Here is a 14767-nt window from a genome sequence, read left to right on the forward strand (position 1 = left end):
CTTCCTCACGCTCACGCGTTGAGCCCGATCATCTTCACATCGTTGCCGCGGACGATGCGATCCTTCTTCGTTTCGCTGACAGCGACCGGGCCGTCCAGCTGATCGCCGTCGTCTTCAGCGACGATGGACCGCGCTTCGAACCCCTTGCCGAAATGCTTCTCGAGCCGGGACTGGATGATCATCAGGATGGAGGTGATGAACAGGTACCAGATGCACGCGACCAGCAGCAACGGAATCGGCTTGTAGATACGGTTGGCGATCGCGTTGGTGGCGAACTGCAGTTCCAGTGTGAACGGCACGGCGAGCACCAACGACGTGGTTTTGAGCATGCCGATGGTTTCATTGCCGGTCGGCGGGATGATGATGCGCATGGCCTGCGGCAGAATGATACGCCGCATGATCAGCGAACGCTTCATGCCGAGCGCTTTCGCCGCCTCGGTCTGCCCCGGGTCCACCGCCTCAAGGCCTGCACGCACGATTTCGGAGAGATAAGCCGCCTCGTTAAGAGCCAAGCCGACCCATGCGGCGTTGAACGCGGTGATGATGACGGATGAATCGATGCTCCAGAACGTCACCGAGGTGAACGGGATGCCGAGCGACAACTTGGGTACCAGCACGGAGAACAAGCCCCAGAACACAAGCTGTGTGTAGACAGGGGTGCCGCGGAAGAACCAGATGAAGAACCAGCTGACCCCGCGCAGCACCGGGTTGATGGACTTGCGCATAATCGCCAGGATCACCGACAGAATGATGGCGACAACCATGGAAATCACCGTAAGCAGCAGCGTGTAGCCGATGCCTTCGAGCACGTTCTCGTTGAACAAATACTTCCAGACGATATTCCACTCGAACCGCGGGTTGGTGATCAGCCCCTGTATGAGCATAGCCGCCAAAAGAGCCACAATAATCCCGGCCACTACCGGACCGGTACGCCTTACAGGCAACGCGTGGATGCGGTCGGGAATGTCCAGACCTTCGCCGTCGACTTGTTTCTTCGCCATGGTTTGCGCCATCTCCTATTGTCGGTTCGTTGCCCAGTTCACACCCTCAGCGTGAACACCTTGTGAATTTCATTGTCGCCACGCCCGACGACACAGTCAAGATATCGTCCATATCCCAATATCACGATGTCGATCCGACACGCCCCCAGCTTCCACGGATGCTTGCGGATCACCCCAACACAAGTGCGCCCGCCGGCGTTGCAGGAACCCCTATGCCGGCGGGCGCACCATCACAACCATGTTGGTCAGCTGAGTTCGGTCGGGTTGATCTCCGCCTCGCTCAGTGCTCCGGACTGCACACCCCAATGCTTGAGGATCTTCATGTAGGTGCCGTCATCCATCAGCTTCTGTACGGCCTTCTGCACCGCTTTGGTGGTCTGGTCGTCGTTCTTCGCGATGGCGATGCCCTGCTTGACCGAGCCCTCGTCCTTGCCGAGCGGTTCGAGCTGGCCATCAGTCTGTGAAATCGCGTAGCCCGCCACCGGGGAATCAGCATAGAACACATCGGCCTTGCCGGTCACCACGTTGGTCGCAGCATCAGTCTGCAACTTGCTGGAAAGCACGTCGATGGCCTTCTTGCCGTCCGCCTTGCACTGCTTGGCGGCCTTGTTGGCGTCTTCCTCTTCGACCGTGCCGGTCTGCACGGCAATCTTCTTGCCACACAGGTCAGAGGTATCAACCTTCTGCGGGTTGCCCTTCTTGACCACCCATGTGGCGCCAGCCTTGTAGTAGCTGACGAAGTTGACCGCGTCCATACGCTCCTTGGTGATGGTCAGCGAGGTGATGCCAAGATCGTACTTGCTACCCACCGACGGAACGATCGAATCGAAGGAGGCGGAGACAATCTGAGTGTCCAGGCCGAACACCTTGCCCAGCGCGTTGGACAAGTCGACGTCGTAGCCGACCGGGGTCTTGCCGTCTTCCTTAAGGAATTCAGCCGGAGCATACGTGAGCTCCATGCCGACGGTGAGCTTGCCGTCCTTGGTCACCGAATCAGGCAGCATGGCGGCGATGGATGCGTCCTTCTTGATGCCGGAGACATCGTAACCGGTCGTGGACGAACTCGACGAAGAACCGGAGCCGGACGTCGCTTCATCCTTCGTGCCGCATGCGGCGGCACCGAGCAACATGGCGGCGCTCAGCGTGCAGGCGAGCGCGGTCTTGAAAGCCTTGAATGACATATGTTCCTCTCTTCATGCATGCGGTCAGGCTGTCTGCCATTCCAACATGCATATCTATGCATTGATTCGCATAATATACTATGCCGCAGACTGCGGCACGAAAAAGACACGCCGGTCGTGTCGGGACGCAACAGGCGTCATCCGCGACACGACCGGCATACCATGGATACTCTGCGGGCGCGTAGGCAACACGCACGGACGAGACGCGCAGCTCAGTCCTCGACCTTGGGGTTGATCTCCGCCTTGGTCACGGCACCGCCCTCGGCACCCCAATGCTTGAGGATCTTCCTGTACGTGCCGTCATCCATGAGCTTTTGCAGAGCCTTCTGCACCGCCTCGTCGGTGGCGGAATCACCCTTCTTGATGGCTACGCCCTCGGGGGCGACACCCTCATCTTCACCGAGCGTGGCAAGCTGGTCGCCGGTCTGCGAGATCGCATAGCCGGCAACCGGGGTATCCGCATAGAACGCGACCGCCTTGCCGGTCACCACATTCGTCGTCACATCGGTCTGCAACTTGCTCGAAAGCACGTCCACCGGCTGCTTGCCATTCGCCTTGCACTGCTTGGAAATCTCGGCGACCGACTCCTCCTGCGTGGTACCGGTCTGCACGGCAATCTTCTTGCCGCACAGGTCCGAAGTATCCACCTTCTCAGGGTTACCCTTCTTGGTCACCCACGTGGAACCCGCCTTGTAGAACGTTACGAAATCAACGGAATCAAGACGCTCATTCGTCACCGTGAACGACGACACGCCGATATCGTACTTGCTGCCGACCGACGGAATGATCGAATCGAAATTCGCGGTCACCGGGTCCGCCTTCAAACCGAAGATATTCGCTATCGCTTTGACGATGTCAACGTCATATCCGACCGGAGTCTTGCCATCCTCCGCGAGGAACTCGGCCGGCGCGTATGACGTATCCATGCCGACGGTGAGCTTGCCGTCCTTGGTCACCGAATCAGGCAGCAACGCCGCAATCGAGGCATCCTTCTTCACACCGGAGACATCGTAACCGGCTGTGGACGAACTCGACGAAGAACCGGAACCGGACTTCGTATCCGACGCATCGCTCGTACCGCATGCAGCAGCGCCGGCGAGCATGGCAACACAGCAGGCGGCGGCACCGAAACGTTTCAGCATGCTTGCGGTTTGGCTTCCAGCGTGGCGAAAATAAGACATGGTTGACATGACTGACATGGCTGAACCCTCTCTGTGTTCCGGACGCAAGAGCCTAGCGGCCGCGCCCGTCGGCGTGGGCACCCGGGCGGATGCCCCGTCCTCGCCGATAGCCGCAGAATAAGCCCGCCATGCTACGGCGACGTTACACTTCACCGTAACCGTGCAGTGTGGGCTTGTAACGAGGAGTCTCGATATGCGGGCACGATTGTGGACGACGGTGTCACGATTCCGCAGCAAGACAGCCAACATTGAATGCCCACGCCATCAACCATCTTCTCAGACCAGCGAAACAATAACGCTCAGATCACCTGCTTGTTCTTGTAGCGCATGATGCGCAATGCCTCGCGCTTGTCCTGCTCCTCACGCAAAGCCTGACGCTTGTCGTACTCCTTCTTGCCTCGTGCGAGCGCGATTTCCGCTTTGACCCTGCCGTCCTTGAAATACAGGCTCAGCGGAATGATCGTATAGCCTTTCGCCTGGGTCTGACGCTGCAGCTTCTCAATCTGCGCAGCATGCAGCAGCAATTTACGCTTGCGCTTCGGGGCGTGATTGTTCCACGTGCCGTTGAGATATTCCGGGATATTTGCGGCCTCAAGCCACATCTCGCCGCGCCTGTCAATACTGACGAATGCTTCAGCGAGCGACGCGCGCCCCTCGCGCAGAGACTTGACCTCGGTACCCGTGAGCACCAGTCCAGCCTCGTACGTGTCCTCGATGCTATAGTCGTGCCGCGCCTTGCGGTTCTGCGCAATCATCACAGTCCCCTGTTCTTTCGCCATTCCGTCCTCGTTCCTCGTTTCCTTCAGTTCCACACTGTTCGCACTCGTCGGCAACAGCCTAGCGACGCACGGGCGCATTGCCTTGTAATTACGTACCTGCGCGGGTGCGCGTCTGACAAGCCAAGCATGCAAACCGCTTAGTATGTATTTACGTATATACGCAAGTACGTACGTACACGGGTACGTATGCGGGTGCGCGGGTGCGGATGCGGGTGCGCGGAATCGTACCGTTTTCATCGCGCTGCTGACAGCGATTGCGAAAATGGTGCTCGCATGTTGTCTGTCGAACCCATCATTGTACACGAAGCCGCTCTCCTACTACTCCAGCTCCGCAGCGCCCTTGGCATTGTCACGCTTCGCACCCGACTCGGTGCACCGCTTGCCATAACCGTGTCCGGCAATCCGCCACATCGCTCGCATTACCCATATCCGGCAACCCGCCGTCCTGCCACTTCCTCACCTGTTTTACATCTCGCCGTATCTCCCGCATTATTCGTCTTGTACCCCACCTCACTCTGCAGCACCCTAACCAACAGACTGTGAGCCGCCGCTCACAATCAATGGCAAAACAACCGCCGACATCCACCACCCGACATCTGATCAACAATCGTTGTGAGACGCCAGTCACAACGGGTGATTTTCTGCGTCAATCACATGTCTATCTCTCGATTTCACAAATCAAGCTCAGAGTCACCACTCACAATCGTGAGCCATGGCTCCGTCAACTCCCACCACGATTACCATCATCAATCGATTCAACAACAAGATTGTGAGTCATCACTCACAATCAAACGGCCGTGACCGCGTCGGCGTCCCTATTCACGCACTCCACTATTTTGATTGTGAGTCGCCGCTCACAAACAATGATGCAACGAGTACGGATGACAGTAGATACAACGCGCAATCGTCCAAGGTTGTGAACGGCGACTCACAATCAGCCGAACAATGGCAGGAAATCTTCTCCGGGACAGTTTCATTCGCCTTGTTTGTGAGCAGTCACTCACAAACATCAGTAACCGGAGATGATTTTGTCAAGAACAACCGCCCAGGTCTGCTCAGGTTGTGAACAGTCACCCACAATCAACGCGAAGAGGACAACAATCGTGGGACGTTTCACGATTCCACAGTTTGATTGAGAGCGGTCACTCACAATCAACGCGAACGATTCCTCTTCTTCTCTTCTGCTCTTCCCTCCTACCTCGCCGGAAACCGCACACAGCCGCGCCATCGACTCCGCGTATAGGAATGGCGGGAGTGCGTCGCATCAAGCAACACGCTCCCGCCATTTTGAGAGGGCGAAAGACCCAGCCCGTCAGCCAAAGGACGGCTCAGTAGTCCAGTGGTTCAGCCCAGCGGTTCGGATCAGTAATGAATGTACTGATAGCTCCCGGCGTTCGAAATCGTCTCATACGCGGGGAATGTCGCGAACCCGGTGCCGCCTTCGGAAACCAGCACCGAACCATCAGAGTTCACGCGCTCGACTACGGCGACATGGCCGTACGCCGCATTCGCATACCAACGTGTCACACGCTGCCCGCGAGCGAATACCATCACCGCTCCGACATGTGGCGTGTTGTTCACCAAATATCCCAGCGAACGCGCGGTACCCGCCCAGTCGGCACCGTTGCCCATATACGAACCCACCGGCAGGCTCAACTGCGAACGGCGAATATACGCCCACAGGGTGCAGTTCCGCGCCGGATAAGTGTTGCCGTTGCCGATGTTGCCTGTGCGATGCCCGTAGCAGAATGAAGAGCCGGCAGGGCAACTTCCCGGCACGCCATAATTCATACCGGAGGCGCCGGAACCGCCCGAACTACCTGAATTATTCGAATTATGCGAAGTATTCGACGAATTCGAATTGCTCGGAGCACTCGGTCTTGACGCAGTCGAGCCGCTTGGTCTCTTGGAACTGGAACCCGACGAAGGCTTCTTGCCGGTATACTGCGCACCGCCGTTGGAAGGTGATGCCTGCTGATTTGAATAGTTGCTGGACCAGGAAGTGATCTCCGACTCCATCGCGACGATCTCGGCGGCCTCCTTCGCCGACTGCGAAGTCAGCTGGGTCTTCTGGCTTTCCAACGAGGCACGCTCGGCATTGCCCTGAGCCAACAGATCATTCAGCTCGGACTGCTTGGCCTGAGCAGTTTCCACGGCTTTCTGAGCCGCGGCAGCTTGCGCATCGGCCTTCTGCTTGAGCGTGGTGATTTCATCCTCGATTGCCGCAAGCCGCTGCTCGCGGTTCTTCGCGGTGCTCAGCTGCGTCGCGGCGTCGCTTGCAGCATTGCTTTCGGTGCGGGTGACTGCGGCGTCGGCCTGCATCTTGTTGACGAAATCCTCAGTCGTGGTGGAATTGGTCACCACATTCATCACTTCCGAGGCGGTGGTGCCGTGGAAGCTTTCACGCGCCATCTGGGCGACCGCTTCCTTCGCATCGTCATAGTTCGCGCCGGTCTGCTTGATTTGTTCCTGCAAGTTGGCCTTGTCTTGTTGCGCGGCCTCGAGTCGGTCCTGTGCGGCCTGCGCCTGGGATTGCGCCTGTTCCGCGCTGTTCTGCGCGTCTTCCAACGCCTGCTGCGCGGCGGGGATCTGGTTCTGGTTCAGATCGTTGAGTTGGAGAATCTGATTCGCCAACTGCGTGCTGACACCGGTCAGTTTGGCTTTGAGCTCACTTTGGCTTTGGAGCTTTGCCTTGTACTGCTGCATCGTGACCGCCTGCGCTGGCTGCGGCGGCGCGATTATGTTCGCAGTGCCTGCGGCGATAAAAGTGAGCGATGCGATCAGTGCGCCCACGATGGCGTCGATCTTTTTCGTGCGCTTCATATCACAGCCTTTCTTGTGGTGTATCGCACATTGTACATAACGATGCTCGATGGTCAATGAGAATACCCCCGTCGCGTATCTGCCATCGACATGTACACCTGGAGCATCTCAATACCAAAATTCAAGACGAGCTTGAACGACGCTGCGGCGGCAAGAGCGGCGCTGACCGCCGACCGAGACAAGTTCTCTCGGCATCCGGACATGCCTGCACATCCCATAGGCACCGTGCACTTTCCTTACACTTTGAGGTACCGTCGCAGCGAGACTGCGGACGAAAGCGCGGACAACACCATCGCGCCGATGACGAGCGCCGGCGCCGCAAGCCATACGGTTTTCTGCGTGATGAACGGCATCCATTGGACGGTTTGCGCGATTCCATCGGTGATGAAAATCTGTACAATTCCACTCAATGCGCCGACCGCCAGCAGTGAGCCGATCATGGATGCTGTCATACCCTCAAGAATGAACGGCAGACGAATCGTCCAGTTCGACGCGCCAACCAGCCGCATGATCTCGGTCTCGTTCTTTCTCGATGCGGCGCTCATCCGGATCGTTGTACCAGTAAGCAGCACCGCGACCACAATCATGACACCTGCGAGGACCACCGTCACCACCGTCGCCTTGTTCAGCACATTGAACACCGGATCGAAGATCTGCCGCTGATCCTGGACTTCCTCGACCCCACTCACCCCCGAGAGCACTTCCGAAACCTGCTGGTATTTGGTCGGGTCGGTGAGTTTGAGCCGCAACGAAGCCTGCATATCCGCCGCAGTCAGCGTCCTGCCCTGATATATGCCGTTCGGATACTGCTTGAGGAAGGTGTTCTTATAGAACTCTTCACGGCTGACATACGTGACTTTGGACACGACGGAACCAAGTTCGTCTTGAATTTTGTTCTCGATATCGACAATTTCATTGTCGGTCGGCGCTTTCCCGCTCGAGCAGTTCGCTGACTGGCTCGTGCCATCAGGGCAAAGCCAGACCACGACCTCTACTTTGTCGTACCAGTCGCCTTTGGCCTTAGTGATCTGCGCCTGCATCAGCACGGAGGCGCCGATGAACAGGAAGGAGATGAACGTGACCAGCATGACGGAAAGAATCATCGGCACATTACGCCGCAAGCTTGTCCATGTCTCAGAAAGAATGAACCGTAACCTCATGACTGTTGACTTTCCTTCCCGTCCGTATCGCTCGTGTCCGGTGTGTCGCTCGTGTCTTGCACTTCTGGTGTCTCTTGTACCCGTTGCGCAGCCGCTTCGCCATCAACGGCGGGCGGCATCGGCGGGGCAGGAGGCGACGGCGGAGCGGGAGGCGCCACCCTGCTGTCGTCTGCACCACCCTGTTGCGGTTGTGCAGCCCGCTCATCCGAAGGCTGGCCTTCTTGACTGTGCAGCTCGGGTGTCTCAACATTGGTGCCGTGCCGCTTGGCATACGCTTCCTCATGCTCGCGCTTCGCGGCGATATCCTCTGCACTCAGACCCTTGCCCCAGGTCATCGTGGTTTCCACAGACTGGAAGACCTCGCCATACCGACCGGTGCGCCCGGAATGAACCGAATGGGCGAGTCGGGCGATACCCTCATCGCCGTTCTCCGAAGCCATCAGTGATTGGGCGACACCAAGCGTCGCCGAAACCTGCTGTGTCGCGGAACGCTGAGGACGGAACTTCGCATCAGGATCGTCGGCGCCGGCTCCGACTGCTTTGGCGTCAGGGGTTCCACCCTGCCGTCCGGACACCCCGTCCTGGGCCTCAGACGTCCGCACCGCGTTCGCGTTTGAAGCTTTCGATTCGACATCACGGTCAGGGAAATACAAGGCTGAATCATATGAACCATGCTGCTCGTCGCGCACAATCTTGCCGTTGTGCAACTCGACGACTCGTTTGCGCATCGAATTGACGATTTCCTCGTTATGCGTGGCCATCACGATGGTCGTGCCGGTGCGGTTGATCGCATCAAGGACTTCCATGATGCCGAGTGACGTCGTCGGATCCAAGTTGCCGGTAGGCTCGTCGGCGAGCAGGATCTGCGGATGATTCACATACGCACGCGCGATAGCCACGCGCTGCTGCTCGCCGCCGGACAGCTCATGCGGATAGTTCCCCTCCTTGCCGGAAAGCCCGACCGTCTGAAGCACCTTGGGCACCAACGTCCTGATGGTTGAGCGGCTCGTGCCAATCACCTCAAGCGCGAACGCGACATTCTGCCAGACCGTCTTGTTGTTCAACAGCTTGTAATCCTGGAACACGAAGCCGATGGAACGACGGTACTGCGGGACCTGCCGATTCGTCAAACGACGCAGGTCATTGCCCGCGACGCGAATCTCCCCGTCCGTCGCCTCCTCCTCACGCAACAGCAGGCTCAGCAACGTCGTTTTGCCGGAACCTGACGCGCCCACAAGAAACACGAAATCGCCACGATCGATATGCAGCGTGATGTCATCCAGTGCCGGCCGTGTGCCTTTCGGATAAATCTTTGTAACATCATCAAGCGTTATCAGCGACATGATTCCCGTCTTCCGTGTTGATTACCGGACGTGCGCCCCGAATCCTTGCCCCGAGGCGGATACGAGGCAGCACATTCTCAAGTGTTACCAAGTGTTGAATTCAGTTGTTGTCTCAAGGCTTGTGCCGACTTAGGCTTGGGCAGCTTCCTCGGCGGCCTGCTTGCGCTGGTCATGACGCCAACGGATGCCTGCCTCGATGAAGCCATCAATATCACCATCGAACACTGCCTGAGTCTGCGAAGTCTCATAGCCGGTACGCAAATCCTTGACCATCTGGTACGGATGCAACACGTAGGAACGCATCTGGTCTCCCCAGCTGGCCTTGATATCGCCGGCGAGCTCCTTCTTCTTCTTGGCTTCCTCTTCGTGGCGCAGCACCAGCAGGCGGGATTGGAGCACCGCCATGGCGGCCGCACGATTCTGAATCTGGCTGCGTTCATCCTGCATAGAAACCACGAGGCCGGTGGGCAAGTGGGTGATGCGCACCGCGGAATACGTGGTGTTCACGCCTTGGCCGCCAGGACCCGACGCCTGGAAGGTGTCGACACGGATATCGGAGTCCGGAATATCGATGTGATCGGTGGATTCCACGAGCGGAATCACCTCGACCGCGGCGAAGGATGTCTGACGACGGCCCTGATTGTCAAACGGCGAAATGCGCACCAGACGATGTGTGCCGCCCTCGACCGAAAGCCGGCCATACGCGTACGGGGCATCGACTTGGAATGTGGCGGATTTGATGCCGGCTTCCTCGGCGTAGGACGTGTCCATCATCTTCGTCTTGAAATTATGCCGTTCCGCCCAACGTAGGTACATGCGCAGCAGCATCTGGGCGAAATCAGCGGCATCGACGCCACCGGCACCGGAACGAATGGTGACCACAGCGGAACGTGCATCGTACTCGCCGTCCATGAGGGTCTGGACTTCCATGTCGACGAGGTCCCGATCGAGCTGTTTGAGATTGTTGACGGCTTCGTCCATGGAATCCTTGTCGTCTTCCTCGGAACCGAGCTCGTACAGGGTCTCGACGTCGTCAATGCGCCGTTGGGCGTCCTTGAGGCGCTTCAGCTGGGATTGCGCTGCCGAGAGCTTGCTGGTAACTTGCTGAGCGTGTTCTTGGTCATCCCACAGGCCGGGCGCGCTCGCCTCTACCTCGAGATCCCTGATTGACGAGGCAAGGGCGTCCATATCGATGGCCTTGGCGATCATGTCAAATTTCGCCTTGGTCTCGTTCAAATCTTGCGTAAAGTCATAGTCTGCCACGTTTATCCACCTTACAGGCACAGGCGGAAATCGTCCGCCGACCCGCCCGAACGTTCACACCCTTTGCTGATTGTGAGCCGCCAGTCACGCCGTGGGCGGCAAACCCAGCCACCGACACCAACCGCCCCACCCGCCACACACGATTGTGAGCCACCACCCACAACCAACGCGACAAACCCAACTGCCAGCACCCACCCAGACAAACAACACACCTGATTGTGAGTCGACACCAGCAACCCAAGCCCCAAACCCGACCACCGACACCGACCATCACACACCACAGATGCTCATTGTGAGCGGCCACTCACAATCGTCATCATGCGGACAACGCTACATTCATGCTCGAAAGACGGTAGCGAACCGCGACTCACAACGAAGCAGAACGCACGGGTATACGGCGCCGATCCAGGCCTGTCATCGCCTTAATTGAGAGCAACCACTCACAATCAGCAAGACAACGGGCAGCCCGCGATGGCAACGCGTCATCCGTGCATCATTCGCACGTCACCCATATCGTGTCTTGCGAGCGGCGACTCACAATCAAGTGGAAAACCGAAGCGGCAGGATATACAACATAAGGAGTTTCAAAGCATCCACGCGCCCCACACGCACCCAAAACAAGACGAGTTCAATCAGACTATCAGAACCTCGACAACGTCAACATCGACAATCAGAAAGACGCAGATAACGGCAAAAGCCTCAGAGCATCCGCAACCGGGGGTCGCCGGAAATCGAACCTCCACTACACGGACGCGCCCGGCCAACTCGGCCCGGTCACGCGCCTGCAACGGCATTGCGTCAGCGCCACACATCATCCGCTGCAGCGGTAGTCAGCGACATCGCTGAACAACCAACATGCGAAACGCACTTCACACACCACACAACAACGCAAGCTGCGCCTGCACATTCATCATGACATATACGCCATGCCGCACTGATCAGCTGCAAGCGCGCGCTTCTTCGACATCAGAGCCACCAGAGTCTTCTGCCCGTTTCATCCGTCGCATCAAGCGAGAAGCCAATCGCCGCAACGAAATTGGTCCCGACACGGCATGTTTTCGTCCCGATTGGCGTTCCAGACGTGACGCCACACTGGCAGCAAAGGCACGTCGCTCACTATCAGTTCGCATATCACTCCAAGTGGCGTTCACGCATACCCAGCCAGCATCTTCGAGTATCATACGGCGGCGCACATCTTCCTCCCAGTTACCGGCATGATATTTGCCGTCATATTCCACAGCGACTTTATATTCCGGATATGCGAGATCAAGGAACAATTTGCGGCGGATATTCGCATTCGCCTGTCCTGGCATCTTCTTGATATCGAGCTGCGGATTGACTTGCGGCATCGGCAATCCATAGGACAGCAACATCAACCGCAATTCACTTTCACGAACAGAATCCGTATTCTCTTTCATCAAGACCAAAGCCCGACGCAATTGCGCAGTGCCAGCCGGCATTCGTCTCCCGGTCTTTCGAATCTGCTCATGTATCGTATGACAAGAATCACGAAAATCGCGCAACGGCATCCACCGTTGATCACGGTCTCTTCGCATGAAAGCATCCCCCAGCAGCACCAGCGATTCGAGTTCAGAACGTCGCGCATACATAAGCCATGTCGTATCCGGGGCAACGCACACAATACCGTCAAGATGCACGAATCGCATGGGATAACTCCAATATATGCACCGCACTCCTACGATTCGTCTGCGGGTTTTCTGCGAATCAGCGACCACTACCAACTCGTCATGATCCAATCCGTTTGGCACGTCGATACACAGCAATTTCAGTGCGGTGCTCAACGCGAAAATCAACGGTGAAGCGACACGTGCTTGAAGTTCACGGCAGCGAATCAGCGTCTCCGCTTGAATGCGCAGCAGTCTGACCGGAGTCGTTTCGACGCGCCGCCCACAAGTCTGCGCCATGAGCCCAGACCGTCGATGCTCAACCGTGTTCATAGTCATACGTTCGACGCTAGCTTGCCACCCGCCTCACCAAAAGCGATGACGGGCAATGTGGTCAAAAGATGTAGTTATCCACATGTGGCTGTGCAATCGCGCGCCCACCGCATGACAACGTACTGCGAATTCTGGTCGAACGATTGTTAGCGACGAACAGATAACAGCCATGTCCGCGCCGTTGCGATGTGGGCTCGGTTCTCATCCCGCGACTGTAGAGGGGTCACCGATGCCTATTGGCTTTGTTGTGAGCGCTGACTCACAATGGAATGTGATCACGACTTCTTTCGGCGCATCAAGGCCACATAACACGGCTGGTTGCGAGTCACTACTCACAACCAGCACGATGATAACGCTTCTGCACCATTATTAACGCTCGCATAGCACGCATTGCGAATCGCCACTCACAACCAGCACGATAAGTAAGGATGGAGGAACAACCACAATCGCACAACCACAATCGCAACCACAACCACAGAACAGCCGCGAACGCCACTCAAATAGCTGCACCAATCGTCGCGACCAATGCTGCCTGCTACGCCGCGTCAAGCCGCCAAGACCGCCCGCCAATCCCGCCGCGCATTCCCGCGGACGCCGCCGCCGACAATCCCGCCAGACCCATCGATTGCGCCGAGCAGCCCCACCAGTCTTGTCGCCAAAACCCCGCCAGTACTCCCACGCAACCCCAACACTGCCGCCAATACCGCACCATCCAGCAGCATTATCCAGCCTCAATATCCGCCGTTTCGTCATGCGCAGAACCTCACCTCATATTCAGCACAATCAGCGCACATCGTTCACGCACCGCGAAACAACTCGCACATCGGAAACCGCCTATCCATAACCGGCCAACCGTAATATACTCGCCAGTAAGCGCAACATACACAACGCGTGCCTTCAAGACATTCGAAGCCTTCAAGACATCAGAAAGCAGGAACATATCATGGCAGATCAACGCACCGCATGGGGATGGGGACTGGCAAGCATCGATGCAGCCGGCGCCACACTCGATGTCTGGTATCCAAAACTCACCCTCGGCCCCGCCCCATCGCCGGCCGACCGTCCCGCACACGGGTTTGACGCTCTCATCCGCAAACGAGCCGACGCGCGTGGGGTACGACGCGTCCCCGTCTTCACCGTCAGCGACCTGGATGCCGCCCCGGCGGACGCCGCCGACGCGTACCTGCGTCTGCACCTGTTAAGTATGCGTCTCGCCAAGCCAAACACCATCAATCTTGACGGCATCTTCGGCGTACTCACCAACGTCGTGTGGACCAATTACGGTCCGTTTGCCATCGAAGATTTCGCCCTGCGCAAGATGGATGTTCAAGCCGCTGCAGCGAATGCCGTCAACGGCGCCCCAAGCGCTAACGTCGAAGTCATGCTCGTCGACAAGATGCCACGCATGGTCGACTATGTCGTTCCCACCGGCGTGCGCATCGGTAACGCCGACCGTGTCAGACTCGGCGCCTACCTGTCCGAAGGCACGACGGTCATGCATGAAGGTTTCGTAAACTTCAACGCCGGCACGCTCGGTGTCTCGATGGTTGAAGGCCGCATCTCGCAAGGTGTCGTCGTAGGCAATGGTTCCGACATCGGCGGCGGCGCGTCGATTATGGGCACGCTGTCGGGCGGCGGCAAGCTGCGCAATTCCATCGGCGAACACTCGCTGCTCGGAGCAAACGCCGGCATCGGCATCTCCTTGGGCGACAACTGCGTGGTTGAAGCCGGATTGTATGTGACTGCAGGCACCAAGGTGACCGTCTACGACAAGGCTAAGGTCGCCGCGGGCGAGCCACTCGACGTGGTCAAGGGCTCAGATCTGAGCGGCAAGAACAACATATTGTTCATCCGTAATTCGGTCAGTGGCAGAATCGAGGCGCGCTACCGCAAGGTCGGCATCGCTCTCAACGAGAAGCTGCACAAGAACTGAGCGCATTCTCTCGCCTCCCCCAATAAATGGAATATCAACGGGATATAAACGGGGCAAATGAATCGTAATATTCCAGATTTGCCCCGTTTAAATTCCCAAGATATTTATCAACTTGGTTTCATCGCGCTAGTCACGGTATTGAGAT

11 protein-coding genes are annotated in these 14767 nt (G+C 57.5%); 2 read left to right on the forward strand and 9 right to left on the reverse strand.

Annotation, left to right across the window (positions count from 1 at the left end; genetic code table 11):
- Window positions 1-11 precede the first annotated feature (11 nt).
- The 4 genes from ACZ41G_RS06020 to smpB form a co-directional block, all read right to left on the reverse strand.
- On the reverse strand, window positions 12-1001 hold the full coding sequence (locus ACZ41G_RS06020; protein ID WP_026502269.1) for an amino acid ABC transporter permease: 990 nt from the start codon (window positions 999-1001) through the stop codon (window positions 12-14).
- A gap of 245 nt (window positions 1002-1246) precedes the next feature.
- The gene (locus ACZ41G_RS06025; protein ID WP_464144933.1) at window positions 1247-2182 is read right to left on the reverse strand and encodes an ABC transporter substrate-binding protein; all 936 of its coding nucleotides are present in this window, start codon (window positions 2180-2182) and stop codon (window positions 1247-1249) included.
- 212 nt (window positions 2183-2394) lie between these two features.
- Window positions 2395-3324: an ABC transporter substrate-binding protein gene (locus tag ACZ41G_RS06030; RefSeq protein ID WP_464144935.1), complete on the reverse strand. Its 930-nt coding sequence runs from the start codon at window positions 3322-3324 to the stop codon at window positions 2395-2397.
- Between the two features lie 338 nt (window positions 3325-3662).
- The gene (gene smpB / locus ACZ41G_RS06035) at window positions 3663-4142 is read right to left on the reverse strand and encodes an SsrA-binding protein SmpB (protein WP_015450789.1); all 480 of its coding nucleotides are present in this window, start codon (window positions 4140-4142) and stop codon (window positions 3663-3665) included.
- 712 nt (window positions 4143-4854) lie between these two features.
- Between smpB and ACZ41G_RS06040 the strand changes: the two genes are divergently transcribed.
- Window positions 4855-5208 (forward strand): hypothetical protein, encoded by a 354-nt coding sequence (locus ACZ41G_RS06040; protein WP_464144937.1) that lies wholly within the window; start codon window positions 4855-4857, stop codon window positions 5206-5208.
- Between the two features lie 296 nt (window positions 5209-5504).
- Here ACZ41G_RS06040 and ACZ41G_RS06045 read toward each other — a convergent pair whose 3' ends face one another.
- The 5 genes from ACZ41G_RS06045 to ACZ41G_RS06065 all read right to left on the reverse strand — a co-directional run bounded on the left by ACZ41G_RS06045 (window position 5505) and on the right by ACZ41G_RS06065 (window position 12695).
- Entirely contained in the window at window positions 5505-6965 is a 1461-nt protein-coding gene (locus ACZ41G_RS06045) for a CHAP domain-containing protein (RefSeq protein ID WP_464144938.1), read from the reverse strand.
- Window positions 6966-7201: 236 nt separating this feature from the next.
- Window positions 7202-8125 carry a permease-like cell division protein FtsX gene (gene ftsX, locus ACZ41G_RS06050; protein ID WP_033506303.1) on the reverse strand — a complete coding sequence of 308 codons (924 nt, stop codon included), beginning with the start codon at window positions 8123-8125 and terminating at the stop codon, window positions 7202-7204.
- The gene (gene ftsE, locus ACZ41G_RS06055; protein ID WP_321046276.1) at window positions 8122-9468 is read right to left on the reverse strand and encodes a cell division ATP-binding protein FtsE; all 1347 of its coding nucleotides are present in this window, start codon (window positions 9466-9468) and stop codon (window positions 8122-8124) included. The genes ftsX and ftsE overlap by 4 nt, the downstream gene beginning before the upstream one ends.
- 129 nt (window positions 9469-9597) lie before the next feature.
- The gene (gene prfB / locus ACZ41G_RS06060) at window positions 9598-10731 is read right to left on the reverse strand and encodes a peptide chain release factor 2 (protein ID WP_464144941.1); all 1134 of its coding nucleotides are present in this window, start codon (window positions 10729-10731) and stop codon (window positions 9598-9600) included.
- Window positions 10732-11669: 938 nt separating this feature from the next.
- Entirely contained in the window at window positions 11670-12695 is a 1026-nt protein-coding gene (locus ACZ41G_RS06065; RefSeq protein ID WP_412170580.1) for a DUF559 domain-containing protein, read from the reverse strand.
- Between the two features lie 937 nt (window positions 12696-13632).
- Between ACZ41G_RS06065 and dapD the strand changes: the two genes are divergently transcribed.
- Window positions 13633-14622, forward strand: a complete 990-nt coding sequence (gene dapD / locus ACZ41G_RS06070) for a 2,3,4,5-tetrahydropyridine-2,6-dicarboxylate N-succinyltransferase (RefSeq protein ID WP_464144943.1) — start codon at window positions 13633-13635, stop codon at window positions 14620-14622.
- Window positions 14623-14767 lie beyond the last annotated feature (145 nt).

Source organism: Bifidobacterium porcinum, from assembly GCF_055378475.1.